Below are 16,354 nucleotides of genomic sequence, written 5' to 3' on the forward strand. Positions count from 1 at the left end.
CGTTCTATTGAGTATACCCAATGCGCATGAATGAAGGCTGTCTGATAAGCCATACAGCGGATGTAATTGGCGTTTGTCTGCGGGCAAAAGTAGGGTAATGTGAAGGCCATTTCTGATTCCACAGGGAAGTTTTACCATGCATATTCGCTACTGCACGTTTTCTGATCACGCTGAAGCTATGTTAGCGATTTTTAATGAGGCGATTGCCCATACCACGGCGCTATACGAATACGAACCCCGCACGATGGAGGTGATGGAACGCTGGTTTGAGGTGAAAACACGGGGGGATTACCCGGTGGTGGGGGCATTTGATCACGATGGGACACTGATGGGATTCGCTACTTACGGCCGCTTTCGAGAGCAACCGGCTTTTCAGTTCACGGTGGAAAACAGTATTTACCTGGATGCGAAATACCGTGGCAAGGGCGTCGGTAAAGAGTTAATGAAAACCATCATTACGTTGGCGGAACATCAGGGCTATCACACTATGATTGGCGCGATTGATTTAGAAAATATCGCCAGTTTACGTCTGCACCAAACATTTGGATTTCAGGAGTCAGGCATCATTAAACAGGCGGGGTATAAATTTGATCGGTGGTTGGATCTGGCTTTCTATCAACGACTGTTGGCGACAAATGAATAGAGGCGAGCGGGCTTTTGTCAGAAAACCGTAAAAAGCGATCAAAAAAGCGACATTTAATTTGAAATAGGCATTAAAACTGCAATTTTTATTGAAGTTAAAAGCGATTAATACATAATACTGTTTATTTATCCAGTTAATGAGACGTGTGCATACACCGTTTGACTAGACTGATAGTCAAGTAAAGCCAAATTGGTGAGGGTGATGCGTGCGCATAGTATGTGATTATAGTGGCTAATTTCAATACACATCTTGGAACAGCCGCACTTACCAGCAGTATTGCGGCCACCGCCTTACTGTCTGCGGGCCATGTGGTGCCGATCACGGCATTGTGGCTGATGCTGCTGGGTACCATTGGTGGGCTGTTGCCGGACATCGATTCTGACAATTCAACCTCGATGCAAACCTTGTTTCGAATATTCGGAGGGTTGATCACCTTCAGTTTTGTCGGGCATATATACCGCATGGTTTCCATGCTGGAATTAATGGTTTATGGCACGTTTTGTTATTTAACGATTCGATATAACTTTAAAGCAACGTTAGAAAAATTCACAGTACACCGAGGCTGTTGCCATTCGTTGGCCTTTGTCGTTTTATTCGGTCTATTTACCGTCTGGTTATTATATTTATTGGGGTATAGCGACAAAACCGCCTGGCTGTCCGGCTTGTTTGTGTTTTACGGTGGCATCGTGCATTTATTATTGGATGAGCTATACAGCGTAGATTTAGCCAACCGACGATTGAAATTGTCGTTTGGAACGGCGCTGAAAGTCTTCTCACCCCGTAATCCGTTTATCAGTGCCTTACAGTGTGCCTTGATTGTGGTGTTGTACATGCAAAGTCCTCCTTGGCAGGATACATGGCATCAATTGAGTAATTGGAGTGAATTTCAATTCAAGCCGGATTGGCTTAACCGTGAGCAGGTTAGCGAATTTTGGCAGGATGTGGTGTCTTCTACCAAAGATGCCATGAGCCGCAACCATGACAGTTAATTTCACGTGAGCTAACGGGATTAGGCTGTTGCATGACAAAAGAAAGGGAGCCAAGTGCTCCCTTTTTTGATCTTTGCTGATGCGGCATTGTTGATAAGCGTTGGGCTTAGCGCATTCGCGTTAGGTTGACGCGGCCACCTTGGGCTTGCTTTTAAAGATATTCACAATGGCTTTAAGGGTGTAATAACCACATACCACCGTGAATAATACGGCACAAAATGCTTCACCGTGATGAGTTGCAACGCCGATCCAGGCTAATGCCTGCCCACCAAAATCTTTCACGTGTGCCAATGCCCATTGATAGACAATGTAGAGCTTTGTCAGGGTGATAAAGACTAAGTAAGCTTTACCCCATGGGGTAGTAAGAAAATATTTAACTTTAGACCAGAACTGCTTCATATAACCTCTCGGTGAAATAACAGAATGCTGTTGACGAGAGAAATCATATGATCGACGGATATGGCGTTTTTACCAATTCACGCCACTACGGACAGGTCGTAAAGAGAGACAATATTAAGACATAAAACTGATTGTAAAGGCCTCTTCGGTCAATGATGCGGTTTCACTGAATGTCATCACCTGATTTTTACCTTGGCGCTTGGCATAGCTGAGCGCTAAATCAGCGTCTTCTAATAACTGGCTAAGTGAAATATCGCTATTATTTTGAGTGCGGATGCCCACACTGATGGTCAGTGTAATCATGCCTTCAGAGGTCGGTATGCGTAATTTACTGATCCGCCAACGCAGCCGTTCGGCTAAAATCTTGGCAAAATGTTCGTTAGTGCGGGGTAATAGAATGAGGAACTCTTCGCCGCCCCAGCGACCAATAAAATCACTTTTACGTATGCTGTGTTTACAGCAATCAGCAAACTGTCTGATGACAGCATCACCTGTCTGATGCCCATAGCAGTCATTAATGAGTTTAAAGTCATCCAAATCGATAAATAGACAAGAAAGAGCGCTAGATTCTTGTGTCGCTTTCAGACTTTGTTGATGGAGAATAACATCGAAGCCATTCCGGTTGGTGAGGCCGGAGAGCACATCCACATACGCCGTTTTCTCTAGCTGACTATATTGATTGTACTTTTCAGTAATATCAATCATTGTCATTTGTACAACAGGGGTTGATTGACGGTAGGTAAGCGACTCTGCAGCCAGTATGTGGGCGATAGCACCAGAAGGTTTGGTTATACGATAGGTATAAATTGAAGAGGGAGTCTTGCCATTTAGTATATCGTGATAGCGTTGTTCTGCATCAGAAGGGTGAAGCCCAAAAAATAAGGGAAGGAGACTGGGGAGATTCAGAATGTCATCAACACTATCAATGCCGAGAATGTCGCATACATTTTCGTCGGCATAAAGCGGCTTGTAGTGATCGTGAATTAATGTGCCAAATAGGCCAGCAAAATGATGATCACGATCGCGTTCTATTCGTGGATAGGTTGTCATTGAGTGTATAGCTTCCTTGTTATTTCCTTTGGGTATATACGAAGGCGCTTTGCGCATATGCAATTTATAGTTATGTCATTAGCGATAATATGTGATGTTAGTTCAAAAAAACAAGTTAATGACATCTGAAATACATGTTGAATGAAAAAACTTTGAGGTCAGTCATTATCTAAATTCATTTGGAATAAACCAATTACATACATTTAGAGAATACAGCGTTCAGAAGGGCGTTCAAAATGGCGCTCAAAAACAATAGGTATTTGAAATTAAACGGAATGATTGCTGGTAAATTAAAGAGGGATCAGGAAGAAAGGTAACGTTGGCGATAGTGCTTAGGTGAAAACCCTGTCATTTTTTTAAACGCGCGTGAAAAGTGGGCGAGATTAGCATAGCCAATTTCATACGCGATGGTCGTTAAAGAATATTGTTCGTTTTCCATTAAGCGGCAGGCAGTTTCCAGTAGGAAGCTTTCTTTGAGTTGACGGAAACTGGTATTTGCACTCGCCAGTCGACGTTGTAATGTGCGTGGCGTGGTCTCCAAAATTTGCGCGGCTTCTTCAATGGTGAGGGTTTGCTTGACAAGATACGGACGAAGTGCGTGTTGAATGGACTCGATATAACTCATTGCAGCCGGCGCATCCGCTGAGTGTTCAATGGGACTGAATTGGGCCGATGTGGGGTAGGGCATGGCCATGATAGCGTCGGTCAGGGCGACAGCCGCGATACTGCGATCGGTGTAAAACGAGATATCTTTATTATCCAGAATAATTGCCAGCTCATCAGCGCCATGCGATTGCAGTGCAATTTGGCTGGGTAGCCAGTCACTGCGGGTCAATGTGCGGATAAGCTCAATAATAAACAAAACAGAAAATATCTCGGCCCAGTGAAATCCTGCCGTATCGTCTTTGGGTTTTTGTCGGCAAAGCCAGGGCATATCATTAAAGCGATGAATACTGATCTGTGTTGAGGGGGATTCATGCTTAATGGTGACCGTGAGTTGCTGCAGGGCATCTTCAATGGTCGTTACATGGTGGAGGCGTTGTAGCACTTTGGGTATGAAAAACGTTTTAATCTCATGGCGCAGAATCATGCCATAGTGATACGGGTCGGCCTGCTCGGCCATCAGCGCCAGCAAGTGTTGAATTGGGGTGGTCGAGACAAATTCATAAGGCTGCCGAAGAATGTTACTTGGCAACCCAGCCGCTTTGAGCAGAGGATAGATGTCATGCTCAAAGTGTTTAATCAGTGTGATAAAAGCATTGGCGTGGGCGGTGTGAATCAAGGGTACCAGTGTTTTATCATGCATGATGCCTAACTCATGAATAGGAATTAAGGGTTTCTTCAAATTCGATGTGAGCGCGCTCAAGTTGCATCATCAGCATATCGAGATCGGTGTTATCACCGGTTCTGATTGCCTGACGTACTTGCTCCTGACAATCCTCAAGTCTTTTCTTCGATGCTTGTTTTTCAAAAATTTCGCGCAAACTTTCTGCCTGATCCATGGTTTCTCTCATCTTAGCTATGTGTCCGTATCCCAGAGGATAATAAGTGATTAATTGCTTATTATCGCCTGAATAAAATAGTTGATATTCCATTTGTGGAATATGATCAACATCACATAATGCTCAAAACGTATTATTATCAATTGTGTATAAATGTGTCAAATAAGGCCGAATTTCGATGCATTCTCTGTGTTACTGCGTGCATTGCTTCAGTAACATTCAAAGAGATGTCAAACAAATGACGCCTTTATCAGCAACATACCATGTTGAACAAATCGAAGTAACAAATCCCTCAATACGATGAGGTTTTTGCGATGTAAAGCAAATAAACGAACAAATATAACAGAGGTAATTACATGTAAAATATACAATTTTGACTGTTTTACATGTTTTCTATATGCAGTTGAGAGTAGGGGAAGTGGACGAGCTCTACTATTAAATCAGGAAGAACGACGGTTTTTTGTGTAAAAGAATGGCCCGCTTTTCTGTCACTTATTTTATAAAAACAAGGAAAAATGCTGAAAAGCTATCGTGGATAAATGGACGCAGATGAAGGCAGAGAGATGTACACAGTGGTGCTGACATCGGATGAGTGGGCAGAGAGTACGATGCCATATTTCTGGCGAGAAATGAGGCAAATCGCACAGTGAACGATTTACCTCATTATGTTTTTTACGCTTACAGGGCGGCCGACTTATTGGCTTCGGGTTTATTTATCCGATTGAGCTTTTACCGGGCGGTTTTGTGCGCCGTTGCCATTGCGAGAGGCTGGTTTTTTACGACGCGCTGGGCGACGGTTTTCTGCCTGACCTTCTGTGCGTTTTTTCTCACCACGATGCTCTGAACGTGCGTTGTCGTTGCGATTATTGCGCGCAGGGCGATCTTGATTCTCCGGACGACGATTCTTCGGTACGTAGTTAAGGATGGAAACCGGTACTGGTTTTTTCGGCGCAAAGCCTTCAATCTCTTTACGTACGATTAAATGGCCCAGACGGGATTCAATCATGCACAGGTTTTTGAAGTCATCTTTAGAGACCAAAGAAATCGCTTCACCGGATGCGCCAGCACGGCCGGTACGACCAATGCGGTGTACATATTCATCGGCAGGGAACGGCAAATCGTAGTTGATAACGCGGCTTAGTTCGTCAATGTCGATACCACGTGCAGCGACACCGGTGGCTACGAGGTACTTTAACGTGCCTTTTTTGAAATCATCCAATACTTTGGCACGTGCATCTTGGCTGCGTCCGCTGTGGATCGCTTCTGCCACAATGCCGCGTTTTTCCAACTGAGACACCAACTTCGCGGCACCGTGTTTGGTTTCAATGAAGATCAACGCCTGATCCCACTGATTTTCATTGATCAGGTGGCTCAGAAGGGCTGATTTCTTGTCTTTATCAACGGTAGTCAGCCACTGGTCAATGTTTGGCTTGGCACTGTCGTCTTTGGTTACCGAGATCTCAACCGGATTATGCACGGCCGTTTTAGCCAGTTCACGCACCTGACGAGACAAAGTGGCTGAGAACAGCATGTTCTGACGATCAAGCGGCAAGCGTTCAACAATGTCATTGATCTTTTCAATAAAGCCCATGTCTAGCATGCGGTCGGCTTCATCCAGCACCAGTACTTCAATTTCTTCAAAGTACACGGCTTTTTGGCTGTGCAGATCCAACAAACGGCCCGGTGTGGCTACCAGAATATCGACACCTTCAATCAGGCGCTGTCTCTGTGGCTTGTCGTCCACACCACCGTATACCGCCAGTGATGTCAGGCCAATGTACTTGCTGTATTGCTCGACATTGTCTGCGACCTGAACCGCCAGTTCACGGGTTGGCACCAATACCAGTGCGCGAACACGCTTTTTACGCTGTGTTTCGCCTTTGCTTAGCATTTCAAGGATAGGTAGCGTAAAGCTCGCCGTTTTACCGGTACCGGTTTGCGCAGCTGCAATCAGGTTTTTGCCGGTTAATGCAACAGGAATGGCTTTTTCCTGAATCGGCGTAGGAGATTGGTAACCTAATTCAGCGATGGCTTTTAAGATTGGATCGCTCAGACCAAGGGTAGAGAATGGCATGGAAAGTCTCAGTTGAATGAAATCATGTGATGGTTAACTGCTATAGCTAACGACATAACGTGAATTCTATCACGAACTGAGAGAAGAATAGTGTTTGATGATGAAAAACATGTAGCAGGCAAAGAAGCGGCTTTTCACATACATACAATATGGAACAAACAACTTGCCTCGTACAATGCGCTTGATTTTACGGGGTATGTAAGCCGATTTCTGTACACCACGCCATGTGCTGGTCTGATTAACCGAAAGGCAGACGGTGTGTTTAGTTGTATGGATGCTAACAGCAATTGTGTTCTATCAAGAAATTTCGAGTGATCTCACAGAGATAAGCTGGTCACAGAGAACCACCGGCAAGTAACTGTCGCTATAATTTATCGCTATATCATTCCCCCTTAAACGTGGCTGGTACGAACGTGGCAGAACCGCGTAGCATGATGAGAAAGGAACAACATGTATAACAGATGGATGGGTACGCGTGTGAATGTGTGCAAGGATATGCGCGCAGGCATTAAAGTGGGTGTGTTGCTGTTATCCAGCTTGGTATTTTGTCCGCCATTGGCGATAGCGTCGGAAAATGATGGAATAACATCGATACCACAACCCCAAACGCAACTCCAGACGCAAACCAAGACACAAACCAAGACGCAGGCCGTCGCGTCGAGCGCCTCAGACAATGCGGCGGTACAGAGTGTGTTTATCGCTTACGGTGATGGCATGATGACACGCTTTGATGATGATAAAGCACAAAGTATGTTAGCCAGTGCCGGTCATATGTTCGCACAGGAAGTGCATGATCAATTAAAAGCGAAAGGGGTGAATGTTCAAGCGTATCGCAACAGTGATATAGGATTAAATGAACCGCAGTTTCTTAGCCGCGTGATAGCAAAAAATCCAGCTGCCAGTGGCATTGTAGTGTCGGTGATTTTTGAAAATGACGGAACCAATTACCGTTTGTTCCTCGCGCCTAAACATTTTCCTTTAGAGTACAGCAGTAAAAAATCCGTCAAAATTGGCAAGATCACCCAAAAAGAGTACACCTTACAGTCAAATACATTTGATGGTTCTGAGCTTGCGTTCAGTGCGTTAGCCGAGGCTTATATTGAAGATATAGCAACGCAATTGGGTTTACCGAAAAGTTGACGTTTTCTTTGCGTAAATGCAGCAATGGAGATATTCAAATTCTTCAGGGGAATATCGTATTAATGACAGCAATTTTTCCCTAAGCAGAAGAATCTTCAAGACGCGCAGTGTGATTATCCACTGCGCGTTTTTTTATGCCATTTTTTTGTTTGAAAGGCAGGTTTTCCTCGTTGTTTATCGGTGAAGATACCTGAGAGTGTGCTGCAAAAAATGACGGCATTGTTCATTACAGTGTCACAAAATATGCGCAAAATAAATTAGTGTTCAAACTATTTTTTATTAACCTAACTGAGCTAAAAGTGTGATCTTGATCGCAAAATTAAGGGGTTTGGCGTCAAATATTTGATTTTTGTCGCTGCCTTGTGGGGATAATAAGAGTGCGAATTCATTATAACTCAAAGGATATGTGTCGATATATGAGCACTTCTGCCAAACAGCTGATGCCATCAAACATTGAAAAGCATCCACAGGCAACGTGGCATTTTCGTGAACCCTCTATTGACGATGGTGACGATATTTTTACCTTGATCGCCAATTGCCCCCCTTTAGATACGAACTCGTCATATTGTAATTTTCTCCAGTCTTCTCACTTCAGTAAAACGTGCATTCTTGCCGAATACAACGATACGCTCGCTGGCTTTATTTCTGCATACAGAAAGCCGGATGAACCCCATGTGTTATTCGTTTGGCAAGTGGCTGTCGCTCCCCATTCTCGCGGAAAAGGATTGGCATTCTCCATGCTAGATGCGCTGGTTGGGCGAATGCAACGCCATAACGTGAAAGTGATTGAAACGACCATCACAGAAGACAACGAAGCCTCTTGGGCACTGTTCAAAAAAATGGATGCCGCACACGGACAACAAGGTGTGGTGACGACATTTTTGGATGAGCAAGCCCACTTCAAGGGCAAGCACGATACGGAATATTTGTATCGCATTACGCTCAAACACTCTCAGTAAATAGGAATGATAACGGACTCAACATGGATATTTTCAAGAAGCAAGAATCTAAAGTACGTTCATACTCGAATAGTTTCCCTGTTGTGTTTCAAACCGCGAAAGGTTGCTGGCTTGAAACCGCAGAAGGCGAAAGATACTTGGATTTCCTTGCTGGAGCCGGTTCGTTAAATTACGGACACAATAATCCAGTATTGAAAGAAGCGTTACTCGACTACATTGCTGCCGATGGTATTACACATGGTTTGGACATGCACTCCAATGCAAAAGCTGACTTTCTTCATGCATTGAATGACTACATTCTTGCGCCAAGAAAGCTTGATTACAAAGTGCAGTTTACCGGGCCTACCGGCACCAATGCCGTTGAGGCGGCACTGAAATTGGCCAGAAAGGTTAAAAATCGTAGCACCATTGTGGCGTTCACCAATGGTTTCCACGGTTGTACCGCTGGCGCACTAGCAGCAACAGGCAACCAACACCATCGTCAGGGTGCTGGCGCCACCTTAACTAACGTTACGCGCATTCCTTATGAAGGCTATGCAGGCGTAGATGGTCTCGCGCTGTTTGAAACCTTACTGTCCGACAATTCTGGCGGTATCGATAAGCCTGCAGCGGTACTGTTGGAAACGGTACAGGGTGAGGGGGGCCTGAATGTGGCTTCCAATGCATGGCTGCAACGCCTAAGTGCTCTCTGTAAAGCCCATGATATTTTGCTGATTGTGGATGACATCCAAGCTGGGTGTGGTCGTACCGGCACGTTCTTCAGTTTTGAACCATCGGGTATTGAACCGGATATGGTGACCCTGTCGAAATCTATCGGAGGCTATGGCCTACCTATGGCGGTCGTCCTGCTGAAACCTGAACTGGATATTTGGAAGCCAGGCGAACATAACGGCACGTTCCGTGGTAACAATCATGCCTTCGTGACAGCGGCCAAAGCGTTGGAAATCTATTGGTCAGACGCGCAGTTTGAAACGCATATTCAGCGTAGCTCGAGCAAAGTGAGCGAGGTGTTACAGCGTAACTTGGCGAAGTACCCGGATCTGTTTGTGCAAGAAAAAGGGCGCGGCATGATGATCGGGATTGAATGTCAAAGTGGTGATATTGCGGCTGCTATTGCAAAAACCTGTTTCGCCAATGGCATGATCATTGAAACTGCCGGCCCGAATGATGAAGTAGTGAAATTCTTCTGCCCACTGACTATCACGGATGCAGAGTTGGAGCAGGGGCTGAACATTTTTGAAGGTTCAGTAGAAGCCATTGCAGAAAAACAATTTAAGCAAGCGTCTTAATTAAAGGAATAATCATGATCGTACGTACATTAGAGGAGTGTCGCCAAAGCGAGCGTCGTGTGGCATCAGATACATGGGAAAGTGTTCGCATGTTGTTGAAAGATGACAAGATGGGGTTCTCTTTCCACATCACGACTATCTTTGAAGGCACAGAGACGCACATTCACTACAAAAACCACTTAGAGTCCGTATATTGCATGAGCGGCGAAGGGGAAATTGAAGTGGTAGGCGGTGAAACCTATCCGATTAAACCGGGGACGCTGTACATCCTTGATAAACATGATGAGCACTACCTCCGTGCCTATAAAGACAAAGAAATGGTAATGGCGTGTGTCTTTAACCCGCCGATTACGGGGGCGGAAGTCCACGATGAGAACGGTGTTTATCCGTTAGTTGATTAATCGCGTCATTAACAACGCGTCATTCATCAATAGGTTCGTGAGGGCTGAGGCACTCACGAATCCTTTTCTTCTTTGAATTTATAGATACACAGCGAAGGCCTTCTTATGACTTATACCGTAGAGAAAATCGGCGGTACCTCCATGACAGCATTTGATGCTGTACTTGAAAATATTATGCTTCGTCCTGCCCCAGAAGATCGTTATAACCGCGTATTTGTGGTGTCAGCGTACGGTGGTATGACGGATGCGCTCCTTGAGTGTAAAAAAACCGGTAAGCCGGGTGTGTACCAATTGATCGCAAAACGCGATGAGCATTGGGAAAACGCACTGGCGTATGTGGAACAGCGCATGCTGTTGATGAATGAAAATATTTTTGCGGACTCCATGAACCGTATTCGTGCAGATAAATTCATTCAGTCCCGTATTGCTGAAGCAAAAAACTGTATTTCTAATATTCTTGAAACTTGTCAGTACGGTCAGTTTTCTCTGCGCCATTATTTGCCGCAAGTCCGTGAGTTTTTATCCTCCATTGGTGAAGCACACAGTGCCTATAACACTGCATTGAAGCTGAAAAATGTCGGGTTAAATGCACGTTTTGTCGATCTGTCAGGCTGGAATGATGAAAAGACCCAGCTGCTGGATGACAATATTCGTGACGCCTTTGCAGATATTGATGTCAGCAAAGAATTGCCGATTGTGACGGGCTATGCGTCGTGTAAAAAAGGCCTGATGTCGACCTACGATCGTGGCTACAGTGAAATTACCTTCAGCCGCATTGCTTCTATTACCAACGCGGATGTGGCCATTATTCACAAAGAGTACCACCTAAGCTCTGCTGATCCGCGTATGGTCGGGGTAGATAAAGTGCTACCTATTGGCATGACGAACTACGACGTTGCCGATCAGCTGGCAAGTTTGGGGATGGAAGCTATTCACCCGAATGCCGCTGCAGGTTTGCGTGAAAGCGGTATTGAATTGCACATTAAGAACACTTTTGAGCCGGAACATAAAGGGACGGTGATTGCCAGCACCTACCAGCCAAGCACGAACAAAGTTGAAATCATTGCCGGTAAAGAGAAAGTGTTCGCTTTGCACCTGTTTGATCAGGCCATTGTCGGCAAAGTGGATAATGTCAGCTATGAGCTTATGGAGATCATTACCGACGAGCGCGTTAGCCTGATTGGTAAAGAGATGAATGCTAACTCGATGACCTACTATCTTGGCGGTAACCCGGAGAGCTTGAAAAAGGTTCAGTACCGCGCAGAAAAGAAATACCCGAGTGCAGAAGTAAAAGGGCGCATGGTGGCACTGATCTCAGTGATCGGTTCGCAAATCGATACCAATAAGGCCTTGGCACAAGGGGTATTGTCGTTGATGAAAGCGGATATCACACCATTGGCGCTGCATTCATCCATGCGTAACGTGAACGTACAATTTGTGGTGAGTGATAACGAATACCAAGGCGCGATTTGTGCATTGCATGATGAGTTTTTTGATGCCGATGAGAAAGCCGATAGCAAAAGCAAAGTCGCCTAATTGACGATCACTATGAATATAATGAATTGTCACGTACACAGCCGCATAGCAAAATGATTGCTATTCAGTGACGCATATAAAGCCGAGTGTGAACTCGGCTTTTTTGTTGCTATTCGCGCTAAAGCAAGACGATGTAAGCGTAAGGGTATTAAAGTGCAAAGCCTGAAAATGTCTGTGTTAAACTGCGATTTAGCCTTATTGATGAATAGGAAATCCTCCGTGTCCTCCTCACTGCAATCCTCTCTTATTTACCAAATTATCCCGGCTGATCACGTGCCCATGGCACTACTGCTGGAAGCCGATCCCTCAGAAGCCTCTGTAGCCCGTTATCTTGAAGTGTCACAGTGCTTTGCTGCATTAGAGGGAGAAACGGTTTGTGGCGTTTGTGTGGTGATGAACAAAGGGACGAAAGTCGAAATCATGAATGTGTCGGTGTGGCCAGAGCAGCAAGGGCGGGGCATTGGTACCGCATTATTACGATTTACTCTTGAGCAATTAAAGCTGCAGGGTGTCACTCAGGTTGAATTAGGGACCGGCACTTTCGGGTACCAATTGACGTACTATCAACGCGTGGGGTTTCGGGTGGTGGATATCTTAAAGGATCACTTTTTGGATAATTACCCGGAGCCCATTATTGAAAATGGCATTCAGCATAAAGACATGTTGATACTCGCGATCCGTTTGGAGACTGAATGACGGTTTGAACGATATTGTAGATAGTCAATATCGAGTAAAACACAAAAGACAGCATATGCAAGGAGCAAGCATGGCAAATATGCCCATATCTCGATCCTCCTCAAAACCATTCACCCAGCAACCCGTTATCATTTTTGATCTCGACGGGACGATTAGCGATCCCAAAGTCGGAATTGTTCGCTGTATGAATCACGCGTTGAAAGCACATGGATACCCGACAAGAGATGAAGCTGAAATCAGCCGATACATCGGTCCTCCATTGGATTTGACGTTTCAGACGTTGGTGAAAAGTGATGATCCCGTATTGGTTGCGTCGCTGGTTGCGACATACCGAGATCGCTATGCAACAGAAGGGTATGCGGAAAACACCCTGTATGACGGTATGGTAGAGGTGATTAAAGCATTGGCTGAGCACTATCCATTGGCTGTGTGTACATCAAAGCGCAGAGATTTTGCCGAGATGATTTTGGCTCGGTTTGATTTGTTGCCGTATTTTCAGTTCGTGAATGGCGGTGAAATTGGCGTTCAGAAAACCCAACAGTTATCAGCGTTATTGCATCAGGGAGACATAGACGCCCGAGCCATTATGATAGGTGATCGTAATGTGGATCTGATTGCCGCACACAATAATGGATTGCGTGCGATTGGGGTGTTGTGGGGCTACGGCGATGAGGCAGAGTTGAGTCAGGAAAATCCGGCTGAGATTGTGGGCTCGCCAGAGGCATTGACGACGGCGATACGGAAGTTGGCGGCGTATATCGAATAGTCAGATGTTGATGTTGTGTCTGCATCATTACTAAAAGCGCTTTACCAGAAGCGCATTGCCAATATCGTGACAAATGTTGACTCGGTGTGTGTTATGCATGCCGAGTTTTTTTGTACCTGCTCGCAGTCTCTGTTTGGGCACTGAATTGCCAGCAGGTCGCAATATGTCGTTATGTTACGATTATGTAATGATGTGCGGCGGTGTATGGCATGAAGTGACACAGTAAGTCCATGAAGGGAGCAACAATGAAAACGTATTTTCATACCCAGCCAGGGCTGGTGGTTGTGTATGGCTGCATTCAAGAAAATGTCGTCCATCGCCATAATGCGATACAGCTTGTGTGGCCTGAATCTGCGGCGTCTTTGACTGTTGACGGCACACCGTGTGAAGCCGTTGCCGTTATCGCCTCCCGTATTCCGCATCAACTTACGATGGATCAAGGTTGGATACTGTTAATTGAACCACATTCAGCGTTAGGGCATGCGCTGACGGCGCGATTGGCTGGCAGGCCTTATATGGCGTTAGATGAGGTACCGTTCTATCAAGGCTCGCTTTCAACGTTAGATGATCCTGAACCGGCTTTCGATGTTTTATCCAAGATGCTCGCCCCGATATTGTCGGCGTTAGGTGTGCAGAGATTGTTCGAGCAGCTACTGCTCCAGCATCTGTCAATGGTCGACGTAACGGATTTGGAAAGAGCGGTTATAGATATGACCGGCCGAGAAGGTGCGGTTTCACAAGTAGTCCTTTCAGAAACATCGCAGCGTCACACTGTGTTCGATTCCGCTCGGTTGGATAAACGGGTACAAGCGGCCTTGGTTTATTTGCAGCAGTTCTTTTTTTCTTCAGCGTCTGAGGAATTTGAGGATAAGTTGCTGGTGGACGCCGTGGCTAAATCGGTGGGGTTGTCAAAAAGTCGGTTCCTTCATGTGTTTAGAGAACAAATGGGCATAACGTGGCGATCTTATGTGCTATGGCGGCGTTTGTTGTTGGCAATCGGACAAATTCGACGAGGCAGTAATGCCACACAAGCAGCGCACAACGCAGGGTTTGCGGACAGTGCCCATTTAAGCCGCACATTTAAAGCTACGTTTGGATTAACGATTCGAGACGCTAACCAGCAATGGGGAGCAAGGAAGCACTAGTATGGATGAAAGGACATTGTATCAAGTTATTGATCAGTCTTGGTTGCAACGGTTTGATATGACATTCCCCTCCGAGTCTTTTGTGTTGGCACCGGTGTCTGCATGGCGAAATAAAGATGAAGAAGATATTGCCTTTATTTATCAGTCATCCACGTTAACGTTGTTGTGTGTTGAGGCTGCTTTTCAAGATGAAATAGAAACAGCGGTACGTGCGCAAGAGCCATCGTTGCTGAGTTTGTCGGCATTGGTCGATGCAGAACTGGCGATAAATGATCGTGATTACTATCTCTCTGAATCACAGCGCTTTTCTATTTGCTTGTATCCTGACAGGGAAAAATATCAGGTTGTAGAGTGGGAACTATCGAACTCAGAGCATCGTGCCAACATTGAGGCTTTTATCTCGAATGCATCTGAAGATGACATTCATAAAGCGGATTTTGATATTGATAGTGAATATTTTTATGCTGTCATCATTAATGGTGAAACGGCGGCAATGCTGGCATCGTATTGTGGCTTTGAACCGTTTGAAGCTTTATCTATTTTGGTCCAACCAAAATATCGAGGTCTGGGAGTGGGCAAGATTTTGTTGTCGTCTCTTATTATGGCGACGGAGAAAAGACAACGCGTGATTCGGTATCGAACCAATGCAGACAACATTGCGTCCATTAAATTGTGTGAGTCTTTGGGCTTTACCTGTCATTCCTGCATCCAAATTATCAGTCGGGTCATGGAATGAAATTGAGTTATCGCAAGTCACCCTTAAGCATTCTGATTTTAGGGGGAACCGGTTTTCTTGGTCAGTCGGTCGTGATGCAGTGTTTAGCGAGGGGATATTCGGTGACGGTGTGTGTTCGAGGTGATACACCGAATGAGTTACCCCAATCCGTTGAACGCCGAATTGCAGATCGCCATGACCCGCTTGCGGTTGCGCAGTCATTAGGAAATGGACGCTGGGATGTGTGCATTGATATGAGCGGCTATTTGCCTATACATGTTCGTCAAACCGCCACCTTGCTACGTGAACGTGTGGCGCATTATATCTATATCAGTGCGGTGAAGGCCTTCGAACCCCCAACGCCACATCATGTGGCTATAACGGAAAAGAGCCCGACTTATTCTCCTATCGATGAGACCATTACGCACATTGATAACCACACCTATGGACCGTTAAAGGCGACATCAGAGCAGATTGTTCGCTCCTTGTTTCCATTGCGTGCCACCATCTTGCGGCCGCAGGTGATTATTGGTCCGCATGATTGTTCGGGCCGTCTTGCCTATTGGCTCTTACGAGCACAGGGAACAGGAACGCCATTACTTCCGGGGCGAGGGGATGATCATTTGCAGGTGGTGGACGTGATGGATATAGCAGCGTTTATGATGAAAGTGATCCAGAATCGATGGGTGGGGGATTTTAACCTGGCAGGAGAAAAAGTATCTTGGCTACGTTTTGTGCAATTACTGAATATGTCGCATGGACAATGGGTGGCAAGTGAAAAAATTGCAGAGGCTGGTCTGAGTTTTCGAGAGTTGCCATTGTATCGCGTGAAGGGAAGTACTGAGGCGTCGTATATGAATATCGACAACAGCAAAGCCCGCGCACATGGCTTTACGGTAACGGATTTTAGCCACAGTGTTTCACGGTATGCGGCATGGTTGTCAGAAAACGGACATCGCATTCCTGACGACATCCATGCAGAATGGTTGACGCCTGAACAAGAGTACGAATTGGTAAAGGCGAGTGCTGGGGCGGTATCTCACTGATTAC

General features: G+C 45.6%; 17 protein-coding genes. 12 read left to right on the forward strand and 5 right to left on the reverse strand.

Annotation, left to right across the window (positions count from 1 at the left end):
• Positions 1 to 136 precede the first annotated feature (136 nt).
• A complete protein-coding gene (locus ABT58_RS05740; protein ID WP_047873363.1) occupies positions 137 to 643 on the forward strand; it encodes a GNAT family N-acetyltransferase in 507 nt (168 codons plus the stop codon).
• A gap of 227 nt (positions 644 to 870) precedes the next feature.
• Positions 871 to 1,632, forward strand: coding sequence for a metal-dependent hydrolase (locus ABT58_RS05745; protein WP_047873364.1), 762 nt, complete (start codon positions 871 to 873; stop codon positions 1,630 to 1,632).
• Between the two features lie 120 nt (positions 1,633 to 1,752).
• Here ABT58_RS05745 and ABT58_RS05750 read toward each other — a convergent pair whose 3' ends face one another.
• From ABT58_RS05750 to ABT58_RS05770, 5 genes are all read right to left on the reverse strand, one after another.
• Positions 1,753 to 2,031, reverse strand: coding sequence for a hypothetical protein (locus ABT58_RS05750; protein ID WP_047873365.1), 279 nt, complete (start codon positions 2,029 to 2,031; stop codon positions 1,753 to 1,755).
• A 114-nt stretch (positions 2,032 to 2,145) separates the two neighbouring features.
• Positions 2,146 to 3,081, reverse strand: a complete 936-nt coding sequence (locus ABT58_RS23430; RefSeq protein WP_053062987.1) for a GGDEF domain-containing protein — start codon at positions 3,079 to 3,081, stop codon at positions 2,146 to 2,148.
• A gap of 301 nt (positions 3,082 to 3,382) precedes the next feature.
• Positions 3,383 to 4,387, reverse strand: coding sequence for a helix-turn-helix transcriptional regulator (locus tag ABT58_RS05760; RefSeq protein ID WP_047873366.1), 1,005 nt, complete (start codon positions 4,385 to 4,387; stop codon positions 3,383 to 3,385).
• Positions 4,388 to 4,397: 10 nt separating this feature from the next.
• Positions 4,398 to 4,583, reverse strand: a complete 186-nt coding sequence (locus tag ABT58_RS05765) for a hypothetical protein (protein ID WP_146147167.1) — start codon at positions 4,581 to 4,583, stop codon at positions 4,398 to 4,400.
• A 709-nt stretch (positions 4,584 to 5,292) separates the two neighbouring features.
• Positions 5,293 to 6,657 (reverse strand): DEAD/DEAH box helicase, encoded by a 1,365-nt coding sequence (locus ABT58_RS05770; RefSeq protein ID WP_047873368.1) that lies wholly within the window; start codon positions 6,655 to 6,657, stop codon positions 5,293 to 5,295.
• 450 nt (positions 6,658 to 7,107) lie between these two features.
• Here ABT58_RS05770 and ABT58_RS05775 point away from each other — a divergent pair, with 450 nt between their 5' ends.
• The 10 genes from ABT58_RS05775 to ABT58_RS05820 all read left to right on the forward strand — a co-directional run bounded on the left by ABT58_RS05775 (position 7,108) and on the right by ABT58_RS05820 (position 16,350).
• Positions 7,108 to 7,797: a helix-turn-helix domain-containing protein gene (locus ABT58_RS05775; RefSeq protein ID WP_146147168.1), complete on the forward strand. Its 690-nt coding sequence runs from the start codon at positions 7,108 to 7,110 to the stop codon at positions 7,795 to 7,797.
• A gap of 416 nt (positions 7,798 to 8,213) precedes the next feature.
• Positions 8,214 to 8,756, forward strand: coding sequence for a diaminobutyrate acetyltransferase (ectA, locus tag ABT58_RS05780; RefSeq protein ID WP_047873370.1), 543 nt, complete (start codon positions 8,214 to 8,216; stop codon positions 8,754 to 8,756).
• A gap of 23 nt (positions 8,757 to 8,779) precedes the next feature.
• Positions 8,780 to 10,045, forward strand: a complete 1,266-nt coding sequence (gene ectB, locus ABT58_RS05785; protein WP_047873371.1) for a diaminobutyrate--2-oxoglutarate transaminase — start codon at positions 8,780 to 8,782, stop codon at positions 10,043 to 10,045.
• 14 nt (positions 10,046 to 10,059) lie between these two features.
• On the forward strand, positions 10,060 to 10,446 hold the full coding sequence (locus ABT58_RS05790) for an ectoine synthase (RefSeq protein WP_047873372.1): 387 nt from the start codon (positions 10,060 to 10,062) through the stop codon (positions 10,444 to 10,446).
• Positions 10,447 to 10,551: 105 nt separating this feature from the next.
• The gene (locus tag ABT58_RS05795) at positions 10,552 to 11,982 is read left to right on the forward strand and encodes an aspartate kinase (protein WP_047873373.1); all 1,431 of its coding nucleotides are present in this window, start codon (positions 10,552 to 10,554) and stop codon (positions 11,980 to 11,982) included.
• A gap of 279 nt (positions 11,983 to 12,261) precedes the next feature.
• Positions 12,262 to 12,678 (forward strand): GNAT family N-acetyltransferase, encoded by a 417-nt coding sequence (locus ABT58_RS05800; protein ID WP_229821563.1) that lies wholly within the window; start codon positions 12,262 to 12,264, stop codon positions 12,676 to 12,678.
• A 70-nt stretch (positions 12,679 to 12,748) separates the two neighbouring features.
• Positions 12,749 to 13,444, forward strand: a complete 696-nt coding sequence (locus ABT58_RS05805; RefSeq protein ID WP_158261701.1) for an HAD family hydrolase — start codon at positions 12,749 to 12,751, stop codon at positions 13,442 to 13,444.
• A 245-nt stretch (positions 13,445 to 13,689) separates the two neighbouring features.
• Positions 13,690 to 14,589 (forward strand): helix-turn-helix transcriptional regulator, encoded by a 900-nt coding sequence (locus tag ABT58_RS23435; protein WP_053062988.1) that lies wholly within the window; start codon positions 13,690 to 13,692, stop codon positions 14,587 to 14,589.
• Between the two features lies 1 nt (position 14,590).
• Positions 14,591 to 15,325 carry a GNAT family N-acetyltransferase gene (locus tag ABT58_RS23440; RefSeq protein ID WP_053062989.1) on the forward strand — a complete coding sequence of 245 codons (735 nt, stop codon included), beginning with the start codon at positions 14,591 to 14,593 and terminating at the stop codon, positions 15,323 to 15,325.
• On the forward strand, positions 15,322 to 16,350 hold the full coding sequence (locus ABT58_RS05820) for an NAD-dependent epimerase/dehydratase family protein (protein ID WP_082210976.1): 1,029 nt from the start codon (positions 15,322 to 15,324) through the stop codon (positions 16,348 to 16,350). The genes ABT58_RS23440 and ABT58_RS05820 overlap by 4 nt, the downstream gene beginning before the upstream one ends.
• Positions 16,351 to 16,354 lie beyond the last annotated feature (4 nt).

Origin of the sequence: Photobacterium aphoticum (assembly GCF_001029435.1) — a bacterium.
Classification (GTDB): domain Bacteria; phylum Pseudomonadota; class Gammaproteobacteria; order Enterobacterales; family Vibrionaceae; genus Photobacterium; species Photobacterium aphoticum.

Coding starts and splice junctions, on each gene's coding strand:
- ABT58_RS05740 (WP_047873363.1), top strand. CDS start 137: ATGCATATTCGCTACTGCACGTTTTCTGATCACGCTGAAGCTATGTTA.
- ABT58_RS05750 (WP_047873365.1), bottom strand. CDS start 2,031: ATGAAGCAGTTCTGGTCTAAAGTTAAATATTTTCTTACTACCCCATGG.
- ABT58_RS23430 (WP_053062987.1), bottom strand. CDS start 3,081: ATGACAACCTATCCACGAATAGAACGCGATCGTGATCATCATTTTGCT.
- ABT58_RS05760 (WP_047873366.1), bottom strand. CDS start 4,387: ATGCATGATAAAACACTGGTACCCTTGATTCACACCGCCCACGCCAAT.
- ABT58_RS05765 (WP_146147167.1), bottom strand. CDS start 4,583: ATGGATCAGGCAGAAAGTTTGCGCGAAATTTTTGAAAAACAAGCATCG.
- ABT58_RS05770 (WP_047873368.1), bottom strand. CDS start 6,657: ATGCCATTCTCTACCCTTGGTCTGAGCGATCCAATCTTAAAAGCCATC.
- ABT58_RS05775 (WP_146147168.1), top strand. CDS start 7,108: ATGTATAACAGATGGATGGGTACGCGTGTGAATGTGTGCAAGGATATG.
- ectA (WP_047873370.1), top strand. CDS start 8,214: ATGAGCACTTCTGCCAAACAGCTGATGCCATCAAACATTGAAAAGCAT.
- ectB (WP_047873371.1), top strand. CDS start 8,780: ATGGATATTTTCAAGAAGCAAGAATCTAAAGTACGTTCATACTCGAAT.
- ABT58_RS05790 (WP_047873372.1), top strand. CDS start 10,060: ATGATCGTACGTACATTAGAGGAGTGTCGCCAAAGCGAGCGTCGTGTG.
- ABT58_RS05795 (WP_047873373.1), top strand. CDS start 10,552: ATGACTTATACCGTAGAGAAAATCGGCGGTACCTCCATGACAGCATTT.
- ABT58_RS05800 (WP_229821563.1), top strand. CDS start 12,262: ATGGCACTACTGCTGGAAGCCGATCCCTCAGAAGCCTCTGTAGCCCGT.
- ABT58_RS05805 (WP_158261701.1), top strand. CDS start 12,749: ATGGCAAATATGCCCATATCTCGATCCTCCTCAAAACCATTCACCCAG.
- ABT58_RS23435 (WP_053062988.1), top strand. CDS start 13,690: ATGAAAACGTATTTTCATACCCAGCCAGGGCTGGTGGTTGTGTATGGC.
- ABT58_RS23440 (WP_053062989.1), top strand. CDS start 14,591: ATGGATGAAAGGACATTGTATCAAGTTATTGATCAGTCTTGGTTGCAA.
- ABT58_RS05820 (WP_082210976.1), top strand. CDS start 15,322: ATGAAATTGAGTTATCGCAAGTCACCCTTAAGCATTCTGATTTTAGGG.